This is a genomic window from Streptomyces sp. A3M-1-3 (assembly GCF_024213665.1).
Lineage (GTDB): Bacteria > Actinomycetota > Actinomycetes > Streptomycetales > Streptomycetaceae > Streptomyces.
The window spans coordinates 13777-36734 of the sequence record NZ_JANAVP010000039.1; the positions used below are offsets into that span (position 1 = coordinate 13777).

Sequence of the window (22958 nt, forward strand, 5' to 3'; positions counted from 1 at the left end):
AGCATGGCTGAGAGGACGCTGCGGGACAAGGTCGCGGTCATCGGCGGAGGTGAGAAGAACCTGGGCGGTCTGCTCAGCAGGACCTTCGCCGAATCCGGAGCGAAGGTCGTGGTGCATTACCACACCTCCGAGAGCGACGCGGAGCAGACGGTGAAGGCGATCCAGGACGCCGACGGCCAGGCGGTCTCGGTGCAGGGTGATCTCACGCAGGTCGCGGACGTGCGACGACTGTTCGACACCGCGGTCGACACGTACGGCGGTGTGGACATCGCGGTGAACACCACCGGGATGGTGCTGCGCAAGCCCATCCTGGAGACGACCGAGGAAGAGTATGACCGCATGTTCGGCATCAACGCCAAGGCGGCGTACTTCTTCATCCAGGAGGCGGGGCGGCGGCTGAACGACCACGGCAAGATCATCAGCCTGGGCACGTCCCTGCTGGCCGCGTTCACCGACGGCTACTCCACCTACGCCGGCGGCAAGGCGCCGCTGGAGCACTTCACCCGGGCGGCGGCCAAGGAGTTCGCGGACCGGCACATCTCTGTGAACACCGTGGCTCCGGGGCCGATGGACACCCCGTTCTTCTACCCCCAGGAGACCCCCGAACGGGTGGAGTTCCACAAGTCGCAGGCAATGGGCAACCAGCTCACTGAGATCGAGGACATCGTCCCGGTGATCCGGTTCCTGGCCACTGAGGGCTGGTGGTTCACCGGCCAGACCATGTTCCCCAACGGCGGCTACACCACCCGCTGACCTGCACGCCCCGGGACGGGCTCTGCCGTGGACACCGGCCGGCCCGTCCCGGACGGCCTTCCCCGCTCCAGCACGTGGAGGAAACGATGACTGACCAGCTGATCGACCCCGCAGTGGCCGCCCTCGTCGACGCGGTCAACGCCGGCGGCAAGGAAGCCTTCTTCGCCACGCTGACCGACCACGCCACGATGTCCGACGACGGCACCGACCGCGAGCTCGGCACGTGGGCGGAGAGGGAGATCTTCTCCTCCAGCGGCCGCATGGACGTCGAGAACGTTTCCGCCGACGGACGGACGCTGACGGCCACCTACACCAACGCCACCTGGGGCAGCATGCGCACCCGATGGACCTTCACCGTCACCGAGGATGGCCGGATCAGCCGCTTCGAGACCGGCCAAGCCTGAACCACTCCGCCCGGCCAGGTCACAGCGGCGATCGAAGGAGAGACGTAATGAGCGATCACGGCGCGTCCACCACAGGGCCGCTGCGGCGCGCGATGCGCGGGCGGGATCCGGGCGAGGAGCACCGTGCCGCGACACCGCTGGAGCTGTTGTTCGACCTGACGTTCGTGGTCGCGATCTCGCAGGCCGCCGCCCAACTTCACCACGCGCTGAGCGAAGGTCACCTCGGGCCCGCACTGGCCGGGTACGCGGCGGTGTTCTTCGCGATCTGGTGGGCGTGGATGAACTTCACCTGGTTCGCCTCCGCCTACGACACCGACGACGTGCCCTACCGGCTGCTGACGCTGCTGCAGATGGGCGGGGTGCTGGTCCTGGCCGCAGGAGTACCCGCCGTATTCGAGGACGGCGACTTCACCGTGGTGGTCGTCGGCTACGTGATCATGCGGGTGGCGGTGATCACCCAATGGCTGCGGGCCGCGGCCGAACACCCGCAAGGACGCAGCACGGCCCTGCGCTACGCCGCCGGGATCGCCGTGGTCCAGGCCGGGTGGATCGCCCGGCTGTGGGCGCCCGGAGCATGGGCGTGGATCACGTTCGTGGTGCTGGTCGCGGCGGAGCTGGCCGTGCCGGTCTGGGCGGAGTACCGGGGCGGGCCCACTGCCTGGCACCCCGGTCACATCGCCGAGCGTTACGGCCTGTTCACCATCATCGTGCTCGGCGAGGTCATACTCGCCTCCCTGGCAGCCGTCCAGTCCGCCGTCAGCGAGGGTGGTCTGTCCAGCAGCCTGCTGATGATCGTCATCGGGGGTCTGCTGCTGGTCTTCGGCCTGTGGTGGATCTACTTCACCGGCCAGAACGTCACCCTCACCAGCTTGCGCACCGCCCTGGGCTGGGGGTACGGCCACTACGCCGTGTTCGCCGCCGTCGCCGCGATCGGCGCCGGCATCGAAGTGACCCTGGCGGCTGCGGAACACCACGCGCACGTCTCCGACCGGACAGCCGCCCTGGCCGTTGCCGTACCGGTGGTGATCGTCCTGGCCGTCCTGGGCGTCCTGCACCGCGCGACCGGCACCGGCGCGGTGGGCCACTGGCTGCTGGTGGCCGTCGGCGTCCTCATCGTGCTGGCACTGGGCCTCGCCGCCCCGGCCCTCGGGGTGGGCGGCGCGGTGCTGGGCATGGGCCTGGCCGTCGCCGCCACTCTGGCCGCCAACCTGCTCACCGTCCACCGCCGCACCGCCGGCGAGGCATGACATGAACCTCGACCTGCACAAGCTGGACCACCTGATCGCCGTCGCGGAGGAAGGCAGCCTCACCCGCGCCGCCGCCCGCCTCCACCTGTCCCAGCAGGCCCTGTCCACCTCCATCAGGGTCCTCGAACGCGAAGTCGGCGTACCCCTGCTGGAACGCGGCAGCACCGGCATCACCCTGCTCCCCGCCGGACAAGCCCTGGTCGAAGACGCCCGCGTCCTGCACGCCATGGCACGCTCCGCACTGCAACGCGCCCGCCGCACAGGACGCGGCGAACCCGAAATCCTGCGCATCGGCCACACCCACGCCATCACCGGCGAAGAGATCATCACTCTCCTGTCACTGGTGACCGAGACCCACCCCGGCCTCGTCCTGGAGGTCCACCAGCGCTACCCCCACGAGCTGGCCTCCGCCCTCCTCGCCGGCGATCTCGACATCGGCCTGTGCCGCGGCATAGCCCCAGCCCACGGACTGGCCCGTGCCACCCTGGGCCACCAACGCCTGCACATCGCCGTCTCCGCCGACCACCACCTCGCCACCCGCACCACCGTGGCACTCACCGAACTCGCCGACGAAACCCTCATGGTGTGGGGACACCCCGGCCGCTCCGGCTACACCGACCTCCTCATCGATCACTGCCGCCGCGCCGGCTTCGAACCCCGCACCGTACGCACCGACCGCCAAGGCACACCCCCGGTCACCGCCGTCATCGGCACCGACCGGATCGCATTCGTCACTGCACCCCCGGGCCCCGCCGCAGGCGGCAAAGCGCACATCCTCACCCTCGAACCCCCCACACACGTACCCCTGCACGCCCTCTACCTGCCCCAAGCCACGAGCCCCGGCCGTGACACCTTCCTCAGCAGCGCCAGCTTCTGAACCTCTCCGGCACGAAGCGTGGCTCTCTCATAAATGACCAGATACGAAAGTTCTGCGAGAGGCCCGGAGTCGATGACGTTTCCCCATAGCTAGGACGACCAGAACGTCACCCGGATCGGCTCACCTGGGCGTGGAAGGCCAGGAGGGCGGCGACCAGCGCGGCCAGTGGCGCGAGAATCTGCCCGGCCCGGGCCCTCACTTGTCGATGTCGCCGACGACGAAGAAGAGTGAGCCGAGGATCGCCACCATGTCCGCGACCAGCGTGCCGGGCAGGAGTTCCGTCAGCGCCTGGATGTTGTTGTACGAAGCCGAGCGCAGTTTGAGGCGGTACGGGGTCTTCTCGCCCTTCGACACCAGGTAGTAGCCGTTGATGCCGAGCGGGTTCTCGGTCCAGGCGTATGTGGCGCCCTCGGGGGCCTTCAGTACCTTCGGCAGGCGCTGGTTGATCGGGCCGGGCGGCAGGTCGGCCATGCGGTCCAGGCACGCGTCCGCCAGGTCCAGCGCGTTGTGGGTCTGGGCCAGCAGGCATTCGAAGCGGGCCAGGCAGTCGCCCTCGGTGCGGGTGACGACCTTGAGGGTGTCCTGAAGGTCCGGGTAGGCCAGGTACGGCTCGTCGCGGCGCAGGTCGAAGTCGACGCCCGAGGCGCGGGCGATGGGGCCGCTGACTCCGTACGCGTGGACCGTCTCGGCGGAGAGGACGCCCACGCCGCGGGTCCGGGCGCGGAAGATCTCGTTGCCGAGGACGAGGTTGTCGTACACGTCCATACGGGACTGGCACTCGGCGACCGCGGCGCGGGCGCGGCCGAGCCAGCCGGCCGGGAGGTCCTCCTTGAGGCCGCCTACGCGGTTGAACATGTAGTGCATCCGGCCGCCGGAGACTTCCTCCATGACGTGCTGGAGGTCTTCGCGTTCCCGGAAAGCGTGGAAGATCGGGGTGATTCCGCCGAGTTCGAGCGGATATGAGCCGAGGAACATGAGGTGGTTCAGCACCCGGTTCAGCTCGGCGAGCAGCGTGCGCGTCCAGACCGCGCGCTCCGGGACCTCCATGCCGAGCATGCGCTCGACCGCCATCACCACGCCCAGCTCGTTGGAGAAGGCGGACAGCCAGTCGTGCCGGTTCGCGAGCATGACGATCTGCCGGTAGTCGCGCGCCTCGAAGAGCTTCTCCGCGCCGCGGTGCATATAGCCGATGACCGGCTCCGCGTGCTGGATCCGCTCGCCGTCGAGTACCAGGCGGAGGCGCAGCACACCGTGGGTGGAAGGGTGCTGGGGCCCGATGTTGAGCACCATGTCGGTGCTCTCCGCCGCGCCGCCGATGCCAACCGTCGTCTCCGTCATGGACACAGTCTCTCAGCCCTACGCTGGAGGCATGGATACGGGGACGGCAGCACCGGAGTCGGACGCGACGGAAGAACCACGATGGACCGGACTGCCCGGGGGGCTGCTCTCCATGAGGCGGCTGTTGCTGGCGGGGTGGCTGGGGGTGATCGCCGTCGCGGGCGGGATCCTGCTGTGGATCTTCGCCGCGCCGGGCTGGGCCGCTTTCGCGGTGCTGCCGGTCGCGCTGCTGGTGTGGGGCTGGGTGATGCTCGGCCGCAACTGGCGGTCCTGGCGGTACGCCGAGCGCGCCGACGACCTGCTGATCAGCCGGGGAGTGCTGTGGCGGGAGGAGACGGTCGTGCCGTACGGGCGGATGCAGCTCGTCGAGGTGACGTCCGGGCCGCTGGAGCGCCGCTTCGGGCTGTCCAGCGTCCAGCTGCACACGGCCGCCGCGGCGACCGACGCCCGGATTCCCGGACTGCTGCCCGAAGAGGCGGCCCGGCTGCGCGACCGGCTCACGGAGCTGGGCGAAGCCAGGTCGGCGGGCCTGTGAGCGGCGCCGTCAGCGGCCCCGGCCCGTCGCCCGAGCCTCTGGGCGAGCGGCGGCTGCATCCCGTTACCCCGCTGCGCCGCGCCTGGGCGCCGATAGCCGTCGTCGCGGGTATCGCCTTCCACGACCTCCGCCAGGCGCAGCACTGGGTGGAGGGGCTGACGGTCGGGACCGGGCTGCTGATCGTCGCCGTCGCGATCCCGGCCGCCGGCCTGTACGGCTTCCTCACCTGGTGGGTCACCCACTTCGCGGTCACTGACACGGAACTGCGGATCAGGACCGGTCTGCTCTTCCGTCGCACCGCCCACATCCGGCTCGACCGGCTGCAAGCCGTCGACGTCACGCAACCGCTGCTGGCGCGCTTCGTCGGCGTGGCCAAGCTCAAGCTCGACGTCATCGGTACGAACGACAAGGACGAGCTGGCCTACCTCGGCGAGAGGGACGCACGCGCGCTGCGGGCCGCACTCCTGGCGCGGGCGGCCGGATTCGCCCCCGAGGACGCGGCGGGGGTCGGCGAGGCGCCGGTGCGGGAACTCGTCCGCGTACAGCCGAAGATCCTCGCCATGTCGCTGCTGCTGACCGGGGGGACCTGGAGTGCGCTGCTCGCGGCGCTCGTCGTGCCGCCGTTCGTCTGGTGGCTCAGCGGCAGCCTGTGGGCGGCTATCGCGACGGCCCTGCCGTTCCTGGGCGGGGTGTGGGCGGCCAGCGCCGGGCGCTTCATCGGCGAGTACGACTGGACCGTCGCCGAATCCCCCGACGGGCTGCGCCTGGACCACGGCCTGCTCGACCGTACGCACGAGACGGTGCCGCCGGGCCGGGTCCAGACCGTACGCATCGTGGAACCGCTGCTGTGGCGGCGGCGTGGCTGGGTGCGGGTGGAACTGGACGTGGCGGGGTCCTCGAACAACGTCCTGCTGCCGGTCGCGGAACGTGCCGTCGCCGAGCGCGTCATCGCCAGGGTCCTGCCGGGCGTGGACCTCCGCGCCCTCGTCTTCTCGCCCTCGCCGGGGCGGGCGGCGCGATGGTGCGTACCGCTGTGGTGGAAGGGGTACGGGCTGGCCGCCGACGCGACGGTCTTCGCGGCCCGGCACGGGCGGCTGTGCCGGCGCGTCGAGGTCGTCCCGCACGCGAAGGTCCAGAGCGTGCGGCTGACCCAGGGCCCGTGGGAGCGCGGGCGCGGCCTCGCGGACGTCCACGTGGACACGGGAGCGAACAAGACGGTGACGGCGCGGCTGCGCGAGACGGGTGAGGCGGCGGCTCTGCTGGCCGAACAGGCGGACCGGTCCCGGACGGGCCGGGCGGAGGCCCGCCCGGACCGGTGGATGGCGTAGCTCCCGGCGGCCGGGGCCGGACGCCACCGGGGTGTCCGGCCCCGGCCGCCGGGCCGGCAGCCGCCTTCCGGCCGCCGTCGCGGCGCAGCCCCACGGCTGGGCCGCGCTTCGCTCACTGGAGGCCGGGATCCACCCGCACGAGTGGCGGTCCGCTCAGAGCGGCGGAACCGGAACCGCGATGCCCACCGGGTGCAGGAGCCAGCCGAAGTCCCCCAGGCCACCCTGGGCCGTCAGTTCCGCCGCCTCGCCCGCCGCCGACAGGGCGCGCACGTACCCGGCCGGGTCCGTCGAGGCCTGACCCAGGGGCGGGCGGGCAGCCGAGACGCCCAGGGCGCGCAGCGCCTCCCGCTGCCTCAGCAGGGTCGCGTCCGGGCCGGCGCACGCGTCCAGGGCGACATGGGCGGTGATGTCGCACGTGCCGTCCGGCACCGGGTTCACCTCGCGGCCCTCGCGGAAGCCGGTCAGCGTGCCGAACGGCGGGCGCGCCTCCCGCGTGTGGCTGTAGTCGACGGCGACCGCCAGGCCGCGGTCCATCGTGGCCACCGCCGCCGCCCAAGCCTCGTCCCGGGGGCGGCCGATCTCGGCGCGCAGGCCGGGGACCGGGGCCAGCGGCCACCAGCTCGTCAGCCAGGCGAGGTCCGGGCCGGACACCGGGTCGCCCCGCGCTTCCGTACCGTCCGGGCCGACCAGGACGTACCGGGCGACACCGTCCTCGCCGACCTCCGCCACGTCCACCGGCACGTTGTCCAGCCACTCGTTCGCGAAGAGGAGTCCGGTGATTCCGCTCGGCGGCTCCTCCTGCCACGCGATGGCGGGGTCCACGCCCTCCGGGGGACGCGGGGCGCGCTCCACCGCGTGGGCGCGGACCCGTTCCCGTACCGCCGGATCCAGCGCCGCCAGTACGTCCGTCAGCAGTTCGCCGCGGCCCGCGCCCATATCCACCAGGGCGAGTTCCGCCGGGTGTCCGAGCGCGGTGTCGACCCTGGTCAGCAGCCGGGCGACCGCCCCCGCGTACAGCGGTGAGGCATGCACCGACGTACGGAAGTGGCCCGCGGGGCCGGGACCGTCGGGGCGCCGGTAGAAGCCGCCCGGACCGTACAGGGCGGACTCGGCCGCCTCTCGCCACCCTCGCCACTCGCCTGTCACACGGTCAAGGCTAGGCTCTGTCTCCACCTTGGGGAGTACGCGCCCGAGGACCGGATCGCTCCTCCGGTTGACCCCTGCACCTATTCGCTGTCCCTACGCTGGGTTACGTGCAACGCCTCTACGACTTCATTCGCAGGCACCCGACGAGTGTCGACAGCTTCTGGGCTGTGACGCTCCTCGGGTTCTCCATGCTGTGGGTCGTCCACGCGTCGATGGCCCCAGTGCCGATGTACGCCGCCATCCCCATCGTCCTCGCACTGTGCACCGTGGTCGCGCTGCGCCGCCGCGCGCCGGAGTGGATGCTCGGCCTCGCGGTGGCCGCGGGCGTGGCGCAGCTCGCGCTGAACGTCGAGATCAATCCCGCCGACTGGGCGATGCTCGTCATCATCTACACGGTCGCCGCGACCGACGCCCGGCGCTGGGTGTCCCGGTTCGCCCTGATCGGCGGCCTGTGCGCGGCGCCGCTCGCGCAGCTGCGCTGGCCGGAGCCGAACATGAGCCTCCTCGGCCGGATCTTCTTCATATCGATCATGATTGTTCCGTTTGCCCTCGCCTGGGTTCTGGGCGATTCGATGCGCACCCGCCGTGCGTACTTCGCGCAGCTCGAGGCGCGCAACGCCAGCCTGGAGCAGGAGCGTGAGGCGCAGGCCAAGGTGGCGGTCGCCGCCGAGCGGGCCCGTATCGCCCGCGAACTGCACGACGTCGTCGCGCACAACGTCTCGGTGATGGTGGTGCAGGCGGACGGCGCGGCGTACGTCATGGACGCCGCGCCCGACCAGGCCAGGCAGGCGCTGGAGACGATCTCCAGCACGGGCCGGCAGGCCCTCGCCGAGATGCGCCGCCTGCTGGGCGTGCTGCGCACCGGCGAACCGAAGGAGGGCGGCGAGTACGTACCGCAGCCCGATGTCGAGCAGATCGAGGACCTGGTCGAGCAGGTACGGACGGCCGGTCTGGCGGTGGACTTCAAGGTCGAGGGGACACCGCGGCCGCTGCCGAGCGGCGTGGAGCTGACCGCGTACCGCATCGTGCAGGAGGCCCTCACCAACACCCGCAAGCACGGCGGTCCCGACGTCGGCGCGAGTGTCCGGCTCGTCTACTTCGACGACGGGCTCGGTCTCCTCGTGGAGGACGACGGACGGGGTGCCGCGCACGAGATGTACGAGGACGGCGGCGCCGACGGGCGCGGCCACGGCCTCATCGGCATGCGCGAACGCGTCGGCATGGTGGGGGGCACGCTGGACGCGGGCCCGCGGCCGGGCGGCGGCTTCCGGATCAGTGCGCTGCTCCCCCTGAAACCGGCCCACTGATGCCCGTATCCGCGCACAGGAACTAGGAAAGGGACGACACATGTCGATCCGCATGATGCTCGTCGACGACCAGGTGCTGCTGCGCACCGGTTTCCGTATGGTGCTGGCCGCCCAGCCCGACATGGAAGTCGTCGCGGAGGCGGGTGACGGCGTCGAGGCGATCGAGGTGCTGCGGTCGACGGCGGTCGACGTCGTGCTGATGGATGTACGTATGCCGAAGCTGGACGGGGTGGAGGCGACCCGCCGCATCTGCGGGCAGGAGGTCCACCCGAAGGTCATCATCCTGACGACGTTCGACCTCGACGAGTACGCCTTCTCCGGCCTGAAGGCGGGCGCGAGCGGCTTCATGCTCAAGGATGTGCCGCCGGGTGAACTGCTCGGCGCGATCCGCGCGGTGCACAGCGGAGACGCGGTGGTCGCGCCGTCGACGACGCGGCGGCTGCTGAACCGGTTCGCGCCGATGCTGCCGAGCAGCGACAAGGAGCCGCATCACAAGGAGATCGAGCGGCTGACGGAACGCGAGCGCGAGGTCATGCTGCTGGTCGCGCAGGGCCTGTCGAACGGCGAGATCGCGGCCCGGCTGGTGCTGTCGGAGGCGACGGTCAAGACGCACGTCGGCCGCATCCTGACCAAGCTGGGCCTGCGCGACCGGGTGCAGGTGGTGGTCCTGGCGTACGAGACGGGCCTGGTCCGGGCGGGCAGCGGCGGGGTCTGAGCGCTTGCCCGACCGCTTGCCTGATCACACTCACGCCCATGGTGCGGTCCGCCCATGGCCGGGGCCGGGCGCGGGGTGCGGGCCGCGTCGGCCCGCGTGAGTCGGCCCCCAGCCGACGCGGCCCGCCGGCTAGGTCCTGTCCGGCCGATCATGCCGGGCTCGCGTGCCCGCGGTGACATCAGCCGCTCCGCGGCGGGCCGCGCCTCGCCGCGTTGTCGTCGGTCGCCGACGTCCCCCAGCTACCTCCCCCAGCTACCTCCCCCACCGCGTCGCCCGTCGCGGCAGCGACTGATGTCACGGCCTCCTCCGCCTTGCGATCCACGGCACCAGACCCCGCTCCCTTATCCGGCCTGATCGACCGGAAAGGCCCTAGGCAAGGCGCGTGACGAAGTCCGCCACCGCCGCCTTCACTTCGGCCGGCGTCCACTCCAGGCCGGGCGCCGTCACCGTTACCTCGGTGACCGACAGGCCGGGCGGGGTGTCCGGGAACCAGCGGCGGAAGAGGGTCACGCCCGTCTCCTCCGCCTGCCGCACCGACGCCTCGTCCAGTGCGTCCGCCTCGTACGGTAGCCACATCTGGAACTGGTGCGTGTGCGGCACCTGCGGGTGCACCCGGAACCACGGCACCCCGGCCTCCCGGAAGCCGTCCCGAAGGGCGGCGGCGACCACCTTCGCGTGAGCGACGTACGACGGCAGCCGGGGCAGCTCCCGCTCCATGCCGAGCAGCGCGCTCAGCACCGCCGGGTACTGCTGGAAGAGCTGGCCGCCGTACCGGTGACGCCACACCCGCGCCTCGTCGACCAGCGACTCCGAGCCTGCGAGCACCGCGCCGGACATACCGTCGAGCGACTTGTAGAAGGACACGTACACGCTGTCCGCGAGGCCCGCGATCTCGGGGAGCGTACGGCCGAAGTGGGGGGCGCACTCCCACAGCCGTGCGCCGTCGAAGTGCACCACCGCATCGCGTTCCCGGGCGGCCTCCACCACCTCGGTCAGCTCGTCCCACGACGGCAGCACGAAGCCCGCCTCCCGCAGTGGCAGCTCCAGCATCAGCGTCCCGAACGGCTCGTGGCAGGCCCGCACCTCCTGTGCGGTCGGCAGCCGCGGCCCGGACGTCGGATATACGGTCCGCAGCCCGCTGACGACGGAGAGGGCATCCCCTTCGTGCAGCTCCGGATGGGCCAGCGGGTGCAGCGCGACGAGCGGGTTTCCGGTACGCCCCGCCCAGCAGCGCAGCGCCACCTGCTGGGCCATCGTCCCGGTCGGGAAGAACGCCGCGGCCTGAAGGTCCAGCAGGTCGGCGACCCGCCGCTCCAGCTCCGCGACCACCCCGAGGCCGTACAGGTCGACCCCCTCGTCGACGTCGAGCACGGAGCCGGCGTCCGCCGCAAGCGCGGCCAACTGTGCGCCGATCGTCGCGTCGGCGGAGGCGCGCCACAGCAGCCGCTTCGACCCGCGCCAGGCGGCGATCCTGCGCCGCCGCCGGTGCTGCTCGTCCGGCTCGTTCGTCACATCCGTCGCCGTACCTGCCGTATCCGCCATCCGTCGATCATCGCCCACGCGCCGCCGCCCTGCCCACAGCCTGTGGACAACTGAAGGGCGCGGAGTGACGCTGGCGTAGCATGACGAAGAATCGTCCGGTACCCCCCGCGGACTGGAACGGAAGGCCGTCGCGCGTGAACGCATCCCCACCAGCGGACCCTCGGGACCGCCCCGCCCGTCTGACCGTCGGCGTGGTCGGAGCAGGCAGGGTCGGCCCTGCCCTCGCCGCTTCGCTTCAGCTCGCGGGGCACCGGCCCGTCGCCGTCTCGGGCGTCTCCGACGCATCGCTCCGCAGGGCCGCGACGCTGCTCCCCGATGTCCCGGTTGTCACACCCGCCCAGGTTCTCGAGCGAGCCGAACTGGTGCTGCTCACCGTCCCCGACGACGCGCTGCCGGGTCTCGTCGAGGGGCTCGCCGAGACCGGGGCGGTGCGGCCGGGGCAGCTGCTGGTGCACACCTCCGGGCGGTACGGTACGGCCGTCCTCGCCCCCGCCCGACGGGCCGGCGGCCTGCCGCTCGCCCTGCACCCCGCGATGACGTTCACCGGCACCGCCGTCGACGTCCAGCGGCTGGCCGGCTGCTCGTTCGGTGTCACCGCCCCCGAGGAGCTGCGGCTCGCGGCCGAGGCGCTGGTCATCGAGATGGGCGGCGAGCCCGAGTGGATCGAGGAGGAGGCCCGTCCGCTCTACCACGCGGCCCTCGCGCTCGGCGCGAACCATCTCGTCACCCTGGTCGCCCAGTCGATGGAGCTGCTGCGTACGGCCGGGGTGGAAGCTCCCGACCGGATGCTCGGCCCGCTGCTCGGCGCGGCCCTCGACAACGCCCTGCGGTCGGGGGACGCTGCCCTGACGGGACCCGTCGCCAGAGGCGACGCCGGTACCGTCGCCGCCCATGTCGCGGAGCTGCGCAAGCACGCGCCGCAGGCTGTGGCCGGCTACCTGGCGATGGCCCGCACCACCGCGGACCGCGCGCTCGCACACGGCCTGCTCAAGCCGGAGCTGGCCGAGGACCTGCTCGGCGTACTGGCAGAAGGAGGCGACCGGTGAGCCCCAGGCCGTTCGCCCGCGACGCGGTCGTGCCCCGGCGCGGGGGGTTCGAGCTGATCCCCACCCGCGACGACCTCGAATACGCCCTCTCCCCTTACGGCGAGCCCGGCCGCAACGCCGTCGTCATGACCATGGGCGCCCTGCACGAGGGTCATGCGAGCCTGATCCGTGCCGCCAGGGAACGCGTCGGCAACGACGGCTTCGTCGTCGTCACCGTCTTCGTCAACCCCCTCCAGTTCGGGGCCAACGAGGACCTCGACCGCTACCCCCGCACCATCGACGCCGACGTCAAGATCGCCGAGGAGGCGGGCGCGAGCGCCGTGTTCGCGCCCTCCGTCGACGAGGTCTACCCGGGCGGCGCCCCACAAGTCCGGCTCAGCTCGGGCCCGATGGGTGAGCGCCTCGAAGGAGCCACCCGGCCCGGCCACTTCGACGGCATGCTCACGGTCGTCGCGAAGCTGCTCCACCTCACCCGCCCCGACCTGGCCTTCTTCGGTCAGAAGGATGCCCAGCAGCTCGCCCTGATCCGGCGTATGGCCCAGGACCTCAACTTCCCGGTCGAGATCGTCGGCGTACCCACCGTCCGGGAGCCCGACGGCCTCGCGCTGTCCAGCCGCAACCGCTACCTCTCAACCGCCGAGCGGCACACGGCCCTCGCCCTCTCCCGCGCCCTGTTCGCGGGCCGTGACCGGCTCGCCGCGCAGGAGGCGCTGCGCGCCCGCGCCGAATCCGTGCCCGCCACCGACGAGCGCGCCGCCGCGCTGGCCAAGCTCGGGGAGGCCCGCGCCTCCGCGGACGCCCATGCCATAGCCCGGGCCGCGGACGGACTGCCCACAGCGGTTCGCGCCGCCGCACGGGCCGTACTGGACGAGGCCGCCCGGGCGCAGCCGCCGCTCGCCCTGGACTACCTGGCGCTCGTGGACCCCGCCGACTTCACCGAGGTCCCCGACGACCACACCGGCGACGCGATCCTCGCCGTGGCCGCAAAGGTGGGCACGACCCGCCTGATCGACAATCTCCCGCTGGCCTTTTCCCCGAACCGACACAGTGGAGAGCCCAAGTGACCACCGGTATACGCCTGCACGCCCCCGCCCCCGGCTGGGCGATCGCCGCCGACGTCGTGGTCGTCGGCTCCGGTGTCGCGGGGCTCACTGCCGCCCTGCGCTGCGCCGCGGCGGGCCGTAAGACGGTGGTCGTCACCAAGGCCCGCCTCGACGACGGCTCCACCCGCTGGGCGCAGGGCGGTATCGCGGCCGCCCTCGGCGAGGGCGACACCCCGGGCCAGCACCTGGACGACACGCTCGTCGCGGGCGCGGGGCTGTGCGACGAGGAGGCCGTACGGACGCTCGTCACCGAAGGCCCCGACGCGGTACGGCGGCTGATCGCCACCGGCGCCGTCTTCGACACCTCCGCCGCGACCGGCGAGATAGAGCTGACCCGCGAGGGCGGGCACCACCGCCGCCGCATCGCGCACGCGGGCGGCGACGCGACCGGCGCCGAAATCTCCCGCGCCCTGGTCCAGGCCGTGCACGCCTCCCGCATCGAGACCGTCGAGAACGCCCTCGTGCTCGATCTCCTCACCGACGCCGAAGGCCGTACGGCAGGCGTCACCCTGCACGTCATGGGCGAGGGCCAGCACGACGGGGTCGGCGCGGTGCACGCCCCCGCGGTGATCCTGGCGACCGGCGGCATGGGCCAGGTCTTCTCCGCCACCACCAACCCCTCGGTGTCCACGGGCGACGGCGTGGCCCTCGCGCTGCGCGCCGGGGCCGAGGTCTCCGACCTGGAGTTCGTCCAGTTCCACCCGACCGTGCTGTTCCTCGGCCCGGACGCGGAGGGCCAGCAGCCGCTGGTCTCCGAGGCGGTGCGGGGAGAAGGCGCGTACCTCGTCGATGCGGACGGGGTGCGCTTCATGCTCGGGCAGCACGAGCTGGCGGAGCTTGCTCCCCGGGACATCGTGGCGAAGGCCATCATGCGCCGCATGCAGGAACAGGGCGCCCGGCACATGTACCTGGACGCCCGCCACTTCGGCGCCGAGATGTGGGAGCACCGCTTCCCCACCATCCTCGCCGCCTGCCGCACCCACGGCATCGACCCGGTGACCGAGCCGATCCCGGTCGCTCCCGCCGCGCACTACGCCAGCGGCGGCGTACGGACCGACCTGCGCGGCCGCAGCACGGTCCCCGGCCTGTACGCGTGCGGCGAGGTCGCCTGCACGGGCGTCCACGGCGCGAACCGGCTCGCCTCCAACTCGCTGCTGGAGGGCCTGGTCTTCGCCGAGCGCATCGCCGAGGACATCGCGGAGCACCTGCCCGAGGCCGGCGGCCCCGGCATTCCGGTACCGGCCACCGGCCCGCTGCTCGCCCCCGAGACGCGTATCGAGGTCCAGCGCATCATGACCGGGGGCGCGGGCGTACTGCGCTCCGCGCAGAGCCTCGCGGACGCGGCCGACGGCCTCGAAGCGCTGTACCTCTCCGCGCTGTACGACCTGGAGACGCACGGCAAGACCGGCGAGCCGGGAGTCGACACCTGGGAGGCCACCAACCTCCTGTGCGTGGCCCGCGTCCTGGTCGCCGCGGCCCTGGAACGCGAGGAGACGCGCGGCTGCCACTGGCGCGAGGACCACCCGGACCGCGACGACGTGAACTGGCACCGCCATCTCGTCGTGCGACTCTCCAGGAGCGAGAAGCGGGCCCTGGTGATCCGCCGCACCGACACCGCTGTATTTCCCCCCACTCAAGCCCACCCAGCGGTCCCTCCCGCCGAGCCCATCCCGGCTGTCCCGTCCACCGTCCATCCCGCCGCCCGTCCCCAGGAGCAGTGACCGACCGTGTCCACCCCGAACGACCTTCCCCTCGTCCAGACCGGCTGCGGTGACTCCTGTGGCTGCGGCGCGGACGACGCGTACGACGCCGAACCGATGGAGTGCGGCCTCGACCCCGCCCTCGCCCAGCTCCTCGCCGAGGCGGGCCTGGACCCCGTACTCGTCGAGGACATCGCGCACATGGCGATCTCGGAGGACCTCGACGGGGGCGAGGACGTGACGACCGTCGCGACCGTCCCCGAGGACGCCGTCGCCACCGCCGACTTCACCGCGCGCGAGGCCGGCACGGTCGCGGGCCTGCGCATCGCCGAGGCGGTGCTCTCCCTGGTCTGCACCGACGCGTTCGAGGTGGAGCGGCACGTCGAGGACGGCGACCGTGTCGAGGCCGGACAGAAGCTGCTGTCCGTCACGACCCGCACCCGCGACCTGCTCACCGGTGAGCGCAGCGCGCTCAACATCCTGTGCCGGCTGTCGGGCATCGCGACCGCCACCCGCGCCTGGGCCGACGTACTCGAAGGCACCAAGGCGAAGGTCCGCGACACCCGTAAGACGACGCCCGGCCTGCGCGCGCTGGAGAAGTACGCGGTGCGCTGCGGCGGCGGCGTCAACCACCGCATGTCGCTGTCCGACGCCGCCCTGGTCAAGGACAACCACGTGGTCGCCGCGGGCGGTGTGGCCGAAGCCTTCAACGCCGTACGCAAGGCCTTCCCGGACGTTCCGATCGAGGTCGAGGCAGACACCCTCGCCCAGGTCGGCGAGGTGCTGGAGGCGGGCGCGGACCTGATCCTGCTGGACAACTTCACCCCGACGCAGACCGCGGAAGCGGTCAAGGCCGTCGCCGGAAGGGCCGTCCTGGAGTCCTCGGGCCGGCTGACGCTGGACACGGCCCGCGCGTACGCCGAGACGGGTGTCGACTACCTCGCGGTCGGCGGCCTCACCCACTCCTCCCCGATCCTCGACATCGGCCTCGACCTGCGTGAGGTCGAAGCCTGATGCTGCTCACCATCGACGTCGGCAACACCCACACCGTCCTCGGCCTCTTCGACGGCGACGAGATCGTCGAGCACTGGCGCATCTCCACCGATGCCCGCCGCACGGCGGACGAGCTGGCCGTGCTCCTCCAGGGCCTGATGGGCATGCACCCGCTGCTCGGCGTAGAGCTCGGCGACGGCATCGAGGGCATCGCGATCTGCGCGACCGTCCCCTCGGTCCTGCACGAGCTGCGCGAGGTCACCCGCCGGTACTACGGCGATGTGCCGGCCGTCCTGGTCGAGCCCGGCGTCAAGACCGGTGTCCCGGTCCTCATGGACAACCCCAAGGAGGTCGGCGCCGACCGCATCATCAACGCGGTCGCGGCGGTCGAGCTATACGGCGGCCCGGCGATCGTCGTGGACTTCGGTACGGCGACGACGTTCGACGCGGTGTCGGCCCGTGGCGAGTACGCGGGCGGCGTCATCGCGCCGGGCATCGAGATCTCGGTCGAGGCGCTCGGCGTCAAGGGCGCACAGCTCCGCAAGATCGAACTGGCCCGGCCGCGCAGCGTGATCGGCAAGAACACGGTCGAGGCGATGCAGTCCGGCATCCTGTACGGCTTCGCCGGACAGGTCGACGGAGTGGTCAGCCGGATGGCCAGGGAACTGGCGGGTCCGGACGGAGATCCGGACGACGTCACGGTCATCGCGACGGGCGGGCTCGCGCCGATGGTGCTGGGCGAGGCGTCGGTGATCGACGAGCACGAGCCGTGGCTGACGCTGATCGGGCTCCGCCTGGTCTACGAACGCAACATCACGTCGTTCTGACGCGGCCGCCTCGCCCTGGGTCCCCGACCTCGTGCGCGCGGGAGGCGTACCACCACGCCGGGTGATTGACGGTGAGCAGACTTTGTCCGATTAGCGCGTATTGTCGGTCCATGCCCACGCCATACGGTTCCCGTGGCGGCATGGCGTTCAGCGCAGATGAGCTGCGTGTGCTCCGGCGCGCCCTCGCCCATGCCCTCCACTCCGACTCCACGCCCCTGACGGACGAGGACGTCCAGGACTGCCTGCGCCTCGCGGACTCCGTGGACGAAGCGGTCCGCGAAGGCGGCCGGCTCCGGGCGTTCCTGCTCGCGGATCTCGGCCGCTACCGGGCCGCCCTGCCCGGCACCGTGGCCGGATATCTGGAGCTGCTCCAGGACGCCCTCGCCGCCGGCTACCTCCCGAGCCCCGACGACCTCGCCGCACTCCGCGCGCTGCGCGGCAACCCGGTCGGCGCGGCCCTGCTGAACCGCTGCCAGGCGCTGGCGGAGCAGTCCCTACGGGCCAGGCTGGCCGGCCGTACCGCCCAGGCGCCCGCCCACACAGCCCCCGCGCCGCGTACCCGGCTGCTCGCCCTCCCGGGCGGCAAGGAGGAGCGGAAGCCGGAGAAGCCCGCGCCGGAAAGGCCCGCCCCCCAGCCCTCAGTGCCCCGGCCGGACCGCCCCATCCCGACGCCGGGCGAGGTGTTCCCGCCGCGCCGGAAGCCCACGCCCCCACCACAGGCGCGCGCGGCCGGGTAGCTACCCTGAGGGCATGGACTACGTATCCGCGCTCGTGCCGCCCGTGGTGATGGCCGCCTTCTTCATCGGCCTGATCGTGACCATCGTCAAGAGCCAGGGCGGCGCCAACAAGGCCAAGGAGGACGCGGCCGTCGACGCCGCCATCGCCCGGGCCGAGGCGGTGCGGCAGGCGCCGCGGCCCGGCAGCACCGCCTGAACCCGGCTGCGACCCCGGCAGCGACCCGTGCGGCGTACGGCTCATTTCGAGCCGTACGCCCATTTTGTTGTGCGAATAGCCAGCCAATCGGGACATCTCCGACTATCGTTCTCGTGTGCCTCGCCCCTTGGGAGAACTCGAAGACGCCGTCATGACCCGGGTGTGGCAGTGGAACCGCCCGGTCACCGTTCGGGAAGTCCTGGAAGACCTTCAGAAGGAACGGTCCATCGCGTACACCACCGTCATGACGGTTATGGACAATCTCCATCAGAAGGGCTGGGTGCGGAGGGAAGCGGAAGGCCGCGCCTATCGATATACGGCGGTCTCCACTCGAGCCGCCTACTCGGCCGCACTGATGAACGAAGCCTGGTCGACGAGTGACAACCCCGCCGCAGCCCTGGTCGCCTTCTTCGGCATGATGTCGGCCGAACAGCGAGAAGCGCTCCGCGACGCGGTGCGCGTGGTTCAACGCGACGACCCCGAAGCCGACGCCGAAGCAGGGGACGATAGCGTCCCGACATGACCCCTGCACATCCTCACGTTCCCCGTGCAAACGCAAAAGCCGTCACCATCCGCCGGGCGCGGACGAGCGATGTGCCGACGGTTCGGCGACTCCTGGACTCCTACGTTCGCGATCGGATCCTGCTCGACAAAGCGACGGTCACGCTTTACGAGGACATCCAGGAGTTCTGGGTCGCGGAACGGGTCGAGGATGCCCGGGTGGTCGGCTGCGGCGCCCTGCATGTGATGTGGGAGGACCTGGCAGAAGTACGCACTCTCGCCGTCGACCGAGAGTTCCGGGGCGCCGGAGTGGGGCACCAGGTGCTGGCCAAGCTCTTGCAGACGGCGCGCTGGCTCGGTGTGCGCCGGGTATTCTGCCTCACCTTCGAAGTGGACTTCTTTGCGAAGTACGGCTTCGTCCAGATCGGAGAGACTCCGGTCGACGGAGATGTCTACAGCGAGCTGCTGCGTTCGTCCGACGAGGGCGTCGCCGAGTTCCTCGGTCTCGAACGAGTGAAGCCGAACACCTTGGGCAACAGTCGGATGCTTCTGCACCTGTGATCGCCCGCCCGCTATTCCCGGACGCTGCCGCTCCGCGGGGCCTATGTCCGAATCGCGTACGTTTCCCGCGCTGTTGAGGTCCTGAACCTCTGCCGGGGGTTTGTGTTTTCCAGGCAAAAGCGGTTTCCTTTCCGCGTACTGCATTTTCGATGAAAGGAAATCCGGTGGCACAGAAGGTTCAGGTCCTTCTTGTCGATGACCTCGACGGTGTCGAGGCGGACGAGACCGTGACGTTCGCGCTGGACGGCAAGACCTACGAGATCGACCTCACCACCGCCAACGCGGACAAGCTCCGTGGCCTCCTCGAGCCGTACACCAAGAGCGGACGGCGTACCGGCGGTCGTGCCGCGACCGGCCGCGGCAAGGGTCGTGCGGTCGCCGCTGGTGGCGGCAAGGACACCGCGGAGATCCGTGCGTGGGCGAAGGCCAACAACTACAGCGTCAACGACCGCGGCCGGGTTCCCGCCGAGATCCGCGAGGCCTACGAGAAGGCCAACGCCTGAGTAGTTGTACGCGACAGCCGGGCACGGTGGCATTCCGTCGCCGCCGCGTCCACCAGCCGTACGAGATCGGGGGCACCCCCAATGTCCCCGAGTCCGGCCCCGTGTCCCATTGGGGCAATGGCCGGAAGTCTTGCCTCGCACCCCGGCTCGGGGGGCCGCAGCCACCTGGCGGCCCCCCGCGAGCCCGCCCCTGGAAATCCGGGCGGCGCCGGGGCGGTGATCCGGCCGCCCGCACCCGTCGCGGTCAGATCGAGGGCGATTCCGCCCCAGTCGAGCCAGTCGAGCAGCCCGTCCAGCTCGTCCGCGCTCCCCGCGGCCACCAGCAGCCGCATCCTCCCCTTGCCTTCGGCATGGGGGACCCCACCCGTGAGCGCCACCGGACCGGTGGCCGCGATGCGCCGCAGTACCGCGTGGCCCGCGTCGGCCGGCAGCTCCAGTACGTCGAAGCGCAGCCCGGTCAGCAGCTCCACCGGGACCCCGCCGGCGACCGCCCAGCCGAGCTCGCGCTCGTACCAGTGCGCGATGCCGTCGAGCGGCGCACGGGGGAGCGGGACAGTCGGGGCCACGCCCGGAGCAACTCCCGCGAACGCCGATGAGTTACGCAGAGTCGGCTCGTGATCGCTTTCCGTGGTGGCATCGGAAGCGCGTCAACGCTTTCGGGGGCGCAAGTGTGTTCGCCCGTAGCGGAGGGAACCGGGGAAAGCGGCATGGAGTGTCAGTGCTTACGGGTAAGACATTCCTAGTGGGAAGGGGCGACACGCAGTTCTGGCGGTCTCACGTTCGCCATCGGCGTACTGATGGCACGGGTATCTGCCTGGCCTGCGGGAACATCGTCTCGCACCATCAGGTTGGAGCAGTTGTCGACTGTTCGGGGCAGGAGGCCAAGGACGGGTGTCGGCAGTTGGAATGAGCTGTCCCGTCTTGCGGGACTAGCATGCGGAAGGACTGCGGGGAGGGGACACGCCCCTCTCACTGCCCGACCGCTCTGAGGAGCGATTAACGATGTTCGAGAGGTTCACCGACCGCGCGCGGCGGGTTGTCGTCCTGGCTCAGGAAGAAGCCCGGATGCTCAACCACAACTACATCGGCACCGAGCACATCCTCCTGGGCCTTATCCACGAGGGTGAGGGTGTCGCCGCTAAGGCCCTGGAGAGCCTCGGGATTTCGCTCGAGGCGGTCCGCCAGCAGGTGGAGGAGATCATCGGGCAGGGGCAGCAGGCCCCGTCCGGGCACATCCCCTTCACCCCTCGTGCAAAGAAGGTCCTGGAGCTCTCGCTCCGCGAGGCCCTTCAGCTCGGCCACAACTACATCGGCACGGAGCACATCCTGCTCGGCCTGATCCGCGAGGGCGAGGGCGTCGCCGCCCAGGTCCTCGTGAAGCTGGGCGCCGATCTGAACCGGGTGCGGCAGCAGGTCATCCAGCTGCTCTCCGGCTACCAGGGCAAGGAGGCCGCCACGGCCGGCGGCCCGGCCGAGGGAACCCCCTCGACCTCGCTCGTCCTGGACCAGTTCGGCCGCAACCTGACCCAGGCTGCCCGCGAATCCAAGCTCGACCCGGTCATCGGGCGCGAGAAGGAGATCGAGCGGGTCATGCAGGTGCTGTCCCGCCGTACGAAGAACAACCCGGTCCTGATCGGCGAGCCCGGCGTCGGAAAGACGGCGGTCGTCGAGGGACTGGCCCAGGCCATCGTCAAGGGCGAGGTGCCCGAGACCCTCAAGGACAAGCACCTCTACACCCTCGACCTCGGTGCGCTCGTCGCCGGATCCCGCTACCGCGGTGACTTCGAGGAGCGCCTGAAGAAGGTCCTGAAGGAGATCCGCACCCGCGGCGACATCATCCTGTTCATCGACGAGCTCCACACCCTCGTGGGTGCGGGCGCCGCCGAGGGCGCGATCGACGCCGCCAGCATCCTGAAGCCGATGCTGGCCCGCGGTGAGCTGCAGACCATCGGTGCCACGACGCTCGACGAGTACCGCAAGCACCTGGAGAAGGACGCGGCCCTCGAGCGCCGCTTCCAGCCGATCCAGGTCGCGGAGCCGTCGCTGCCGCACACGATCGAGATCCTGAAGGGTTTGCGCGACCGCTACGAGGCGCACCACCGGGTGTCCATCACGGACTCCGCGCTGGTCGCCGCAGCGACGCTCGCCGACCGGTACATCTCCGACCGCTTCCTGCCGGACAAGGCGATCGACCTGATCGACGAGGCCGGCTCCCGGATGCGCATCCGCCGGATGACCGCGCCGCCGGACCTCCGCGAGTTCGACGAGAAGATCGCCGGTGTCCGCCGGGACAAGGAGTCCGCGATCGACTCGCAGGACTTCGAGAAGGCGGCTTCCCTCCGCGACAAGGAGAAGCAGCTCCTCGCTGGCAAGACCAAGCGCGAGAAGGAGTGGAAGGCCGGCGACATGGACGTCGTCGCCGAGGTGGACGAGGAGCTGATTGCCGAGGTCCTCGCGACCGCCACCGGCATTCCGGTCTTCAAGCTCACCGAGGAGGAGTCGTCCCGGCTGCTGCGCATGGAGGACGAGCTCCACAAGCGCGTCATCGGCCAGAAGGACGCCATCAAGGCCCTGTCGCAGGCGATCCGCCGTACGCGAGCGGGCCTGAAGGACCCGAAGCGCCCCGGTGGCTCGTTCATCTTCGCCGGCCCGTCCGGTGTCGGTAAGACCGAGCTCTCCAAGACGCTCGCCGAATTCCTCTTCGGCGACGAGGACGCGCTGATCTCCCTCGACATGTCGGAGTTCAGCGAGAAGCACACGGTGTCCCGTCTCTTCGGTTCTCCCCCCGGATACGTGGGTTACGAAGAGGGCGGCCAGCTCACCGAGAAGGTGCGCCGGAAGCCGTTCTCCGTCGTCCTCTTCGACGAGGTCGAGAAGGCCCACCCCGATATCTTCAATTCCCTTCTGCAGATCCTGGAGGACGGTCGCCTGACCGACTCCCAGGGCCGCGTCGTGGACTTCAAGAACACGGTCATCATCATGACGACCAACCTTGGGACCCGGGACATCTCGAAGGGCTTCAACCTGGGCTTCGCCGCCCAGGGCGACACCAAGTCGAACTACGACCGGATGAAGAACAAGGTCAACGAGGAGCTCAAGCAGCACTTCCGGCCGGAGTTCCTCAACCGTGTCGACGACACCGTGGTCTTCCACCAGCTCACCGAGGAAGACATCATCCAGATCGTCGACCTCATGATCGCCAAGGTGGACGAGCGTCTGAAAGATCGCGACATGGGCCTCGAGCTCAGCGCGGACGCCAAGTCGCTCCTCGCCAAGAAGGGCTACGACCCGGTCATGGGCGCCCGGCCGCTGCGCCGGACGATCCAGCGGGAGATCGAGGACGTGCTGTCGGAGAAGATCCTCTTCGGCGAGCTGCGCCCCGGTCACATCGTGGTTGTGGACACCGAGGGCGAGGGGGACGAGCGGAAGTTCACCTTCCGTGGCGAGGAGAAGTCGGCCCTGCCGGACGTCCCGCCGATCGAGCAGGCGACGGGCGGCAGCGCCGGCCCCAACCTGAGCAAGGACGCGTAACACTCGCGGCCTGCATGAGCAAAGGGGCGGCCCCCGGAAACCAAGGTTTCCGGGGGCCGCCCCTTTGC

23 protein-coding genes are annotated in these 22958 nt (G+C 70.9%); 19 read left to right on the forward strand and 4 right to left on the reverse strand.

What is annotated here, in order from left to right:
- Positions 1 to 3: 3 nt before the first annotated feature.
- The 4 genes from NLX86_RS30775 to NLX86_RS30790 all read left to right on the forward strand — a co-directional run bounded on the left by NLX86_RS30775 (position 4) and on the right by NLX86_RS30790 (position 3281).
- Positions 4 to 753 (forward strand): SDR family oxidoreductase, encoded by a 750-nt coding sequence (locus tag NLX86_RS30775; protein WP_254375097.1) that lies wholly within the window; start codon positions 4 to 6, stop codon positions 751 to 753.
- Between the two features lie 86 nt (positions 754 to 839).
- Positions 840 to 1157: a nuclear transport factor 2 family protein gene (locus tag NLX86_RS30780; protein WP_254375098.1), complete on the forward strand. Its 318-nt coding sequence runs from the start codon at positions 840 to 842 to the stop codon at positions 1155 to 1157.
- Between the two features lie 47 nt (positions 1158 to 1204).
- Positions 1205 to 2404: a low temperature requirement protein A gene (locus NLX86_RS30785; RefSeq protein WP_254375099.1), complete on the forward strand. Its 1200-nt coding sequence runs from the start codon at positions 1205 to 1207 to the stop codon at positions 2402 to 2404.
- 1 nt (position 2405) lies between these two features.
- On the forward strand, positions 2406 to 3281 hold the full coding sequence (locus tag NLX86_RS30790; RefSeq protein ID WP_254375100.1) for a LysR substrate-binding domain-containing protein: 876 nt from the start codon (positions 2406 to 2408) through the stop codon (positions 3279 to 3281).
- Positions 3282 to 3476: 195 nt separating this feature from the next.
- Here the strand turns inward: NLX86_RS30790 and NLX86_RS30795 are convergent, their stop codons facing one another.
- Positions 3477 to 4619 (reverse strand): NADH-quinone oxidoreductase subunit D, encoded by a 1143-nt coding sequence (locus NLX86_RS30795; RefSeq protein ID WP_254375101.1) that lies wholly within the window; start codon positions 4617 to 4619, stop codon positions 3477 to 3479.
- Between the two features lie 31 nt (positions 4620 to 4650).
- Here NLX86_RS30795 and NLX86_RS30800 point away from each other — a divergent pair, with 31 nt between their 5' ends.
- On the forward strand, positions 4651 to 5154 hold the full coding sequence (locus NLX86_RS30800) for a PH domain-containing protein (protein ID WP_254375102.1): 504 nt from the start codon (positions 4651 to 4653) through the stop codon (positions 5152 to 5154).
- Complete coding sequence (locus NLX86_RS30805) at positions 5151 to 6482, forward strand: PH domain-containing protein (RefSeq protein ID WP_254375103.1); 1332 nt, start codon at positions 5151 to 5153, stop codon at positions 6480 to 6482. Before NLX86_RS30800 ends, NLX86_RS30805 begins: the two co-directional genes overlap by 4 nt.
- 153 nt (positions 6483 to 6635) lie before the next feature.
- Here NLX86_RS30805 and NLX86_RS30810 read toward each other — a convergent pair whose 3' ends face one another.
- Complete coding sequence (locus NLX86_RS30810) at positions 6636 to 7628, reverse strand: SAM-dependent methyltransferase (protein ID WP_254375104.1); 993 nt, start codon at positions 7626 to 7628, stop codon at positions 6636 to 6638.
- A 107-nt stretch (positions 7629 to 7735) separates the two neighbouring features.
- On the opposite strand from NLX86_RS30810, the gene NLX86_RS30815 reads away from it, so the two are divergent.
- Positions 7736 to 8935 carry a sensor histidine kinase gene (locus NLX86_RS30815; RefSeq protein WP_254375105.1) on the forward strand — a complete coding sequence of 400 codons (1200 nt, stop codon included), beginning with the start codon at positions 7736 to 7738 and terminating at the stop codon, positions 8933 to 8935.
- Positions 8936 to 8975: 40 nt separating this feature from the next.
- Positions 8976 to 9650, forward strand: coding sequence for a response regulator transcription factor (locus NLX86_RS30820; protein ID WP_254375106.1), 675 nt, complete (start codon positions 8976 to 8978; stop codon positions 9648 to 9650).
- A 369-nt stretch (positions 9651 to 10019) separates the two neighbouring features.
- Here the strand turns inward: NLX86_RS30820 and NLX86_RS30825 are convergent, their stop codons facing one another.
- Positions 10020 to 11192 carry a low specificity L-threonine aldolase gene (locus tag NLX86_RS30825; protein WP_254375107.1) on the reverse strand — a complete coding sequence of 391 codons (1173 nt, stop codon included), beginning with the start codon at positions 11190 to 11192 and terminating at the stop codon, positions 10020 to 10022.
- 134 nt (positions 11193 to 11326) lie between these two features.
- On the opposite strand from NLX86_RS30825, the gene NLX86_RS30830 reads away from it, so the two are divergent.
- The 10 genes from NLX86_RS30830 (at position 11327) to NLX86_RS30875 (ending at position 19359) form a co-directional block, all read left to right on the forward strand.
- Positions 11327 to 12238: a Rossmann-like and DUF2520 domain-containing protein gene (locus NLX86_RS30830; RefSeq protein ID WP_254375108.1), complete on the forward strand. Its 912-nt coding sequence runs from the start codon at positions 11327 to 11329 to the stop codon at positions 12236 to 12238.
- 56 nt (positions 12239 to 12294) lie between these two features.
- Positions 12295 to 13302 (forward strand): pantoate--beta-alanine ligase, encoded by a 1008-nt coding sequence (panC, locus tag NLX86_RS30835; RefSeq protein WP_254375143.1) that lies wholly within the window; start codon positions 12295 to 12297, stop codon positions 13300 to 13302.
- Positions 13299 to 15062 (forward strand): L-aspartate oxidase, encoded by a 1764-nt coding sequence (locus NLX86_RS30840; protein ID WP_254375109.1) that lies wholly within the window; start codon positions 13299 to 13301, stop codon positions 15060 to 15062. The genes panC and NLX86_RS30840 overlap by 4 nt, the downstream gene beginning before the upstream one ends.
- Positions 15063 to 15068: 6 nt before the next feature.
- Positions 15069 to 16055, forward strand: a complete 987-nt coding sequence (gene nadC / locus NLX86_RS30845; RefSeq protein WP_254375110.1) for a carboxylating nicotinate-nucleotide diphosphorylase — start codon at positions 15069 to 15071, stop codon at positions 16053 to 16055.
- A complete protein-coding gene (locus NLX86_RS30850) occupies positions 16055 to 16861 on the forward strand; it encodes a type III pantothenate kinase (protein ID WP_254375111.1) in 807 nt (268 codons plus the stop codon). Before nadC ends, NLX86_RS30850 begins: the two co-directional genes overlap by 1 nt.
- 110 nt (positions 16862 to 16971) lie before the next feature.
- Positions 16972 to 17598, forward strand: a complete 627-nt coding sequence (locus tag NLX86_RS30855) for a hypothetical protein (protein ID WP_254375112.1) — start codon at positions 16972 to 16974, stop codon at positions 17596 to 17598.
- A 13-nt stretch (positions 17599 to 17611) separates the two neighbouring features.
- Complete coding sequence (locus NLX86_RS30860) at positions 17612 to 17794, forward strand: hypothetical protein (RefSeq protein ID WP_254375113.1); 183 nt, start codon at positions 17612 to 17614, stop codon at positions 17792 to 17794.
- Positions 17795 to 17909: 115 nt separating this feature from the next.
- Complete coding sequence (locus tag NLX86_RS30865; RefSeq protein WP_254375114.1) at positions 17910 to 18317, forward strand: BlaI/MecI/CopY family transcriptional regulator; 408 nt, start codon at positions 17910 to 17912, stop codon at positions 18315 to 18317.
- Positions 18314 to 18856: an amino-acid N-acetyltransferase gene (locus NLX86_RS30870; protein ID WP_254375115.1), complete on the forward strand. Its 543-nt coding sequence runs from the start codon at positions 18314 to 18316 to the stop codon at positions 18854 to 18856. The genes NLX86_RS30865 and NLX86_RS30870 overlap by 4 nt, the downstream gene beginning before the upstream one ends.
- Positions 18857 to 19020: 164 nt before the next feature.
- On the forward strand, positions 19021 to 19359 hold the full coding sequence (locus NLX86_RS30875; RefSeq protein ID WP_254375116.1) for an Lsr2 family protein: 339 nt from the start codon (positions 19021 to 19023) through the stop codon (positions 19357 to 19359).
- Here NLX86_RS30875 and NLX86_RS30880 read toward each other — a convergent pair.
- A complete protein-coding gene (locus tag NLX86_RS30880; RefSeq protein WP_254375117.1) occupies positions 19338 to 19925 on the reverse strand; it encodes an SCO3374 family protein in 588 nt (195 codons plus the stop codon). The genes NLX86_RS30875 and NLX86_RS30880 overlap by 22 nt on opposite strands.
- A 436-nt stretch (positions 19926 to 20361) precedes the next feature.
- On the opposite strand from NLX86_RS30880, the gene NLX86_RS30885 reads away from it, so the two are divergent.
- Complete coding sequence (locus NLX86_RS30885; protein WP_254375118.1) at positions 20362 to 22890, forward strand: ATP-dependent Clp protease ATP-binding subunit; 2529 nt, start codon at positions 20362 to 20364, stop codon at positions 22888 to 22890.
- The last annotated feature ends 68 nt before the right edge of the window (positions 22891 to 22958 follow it).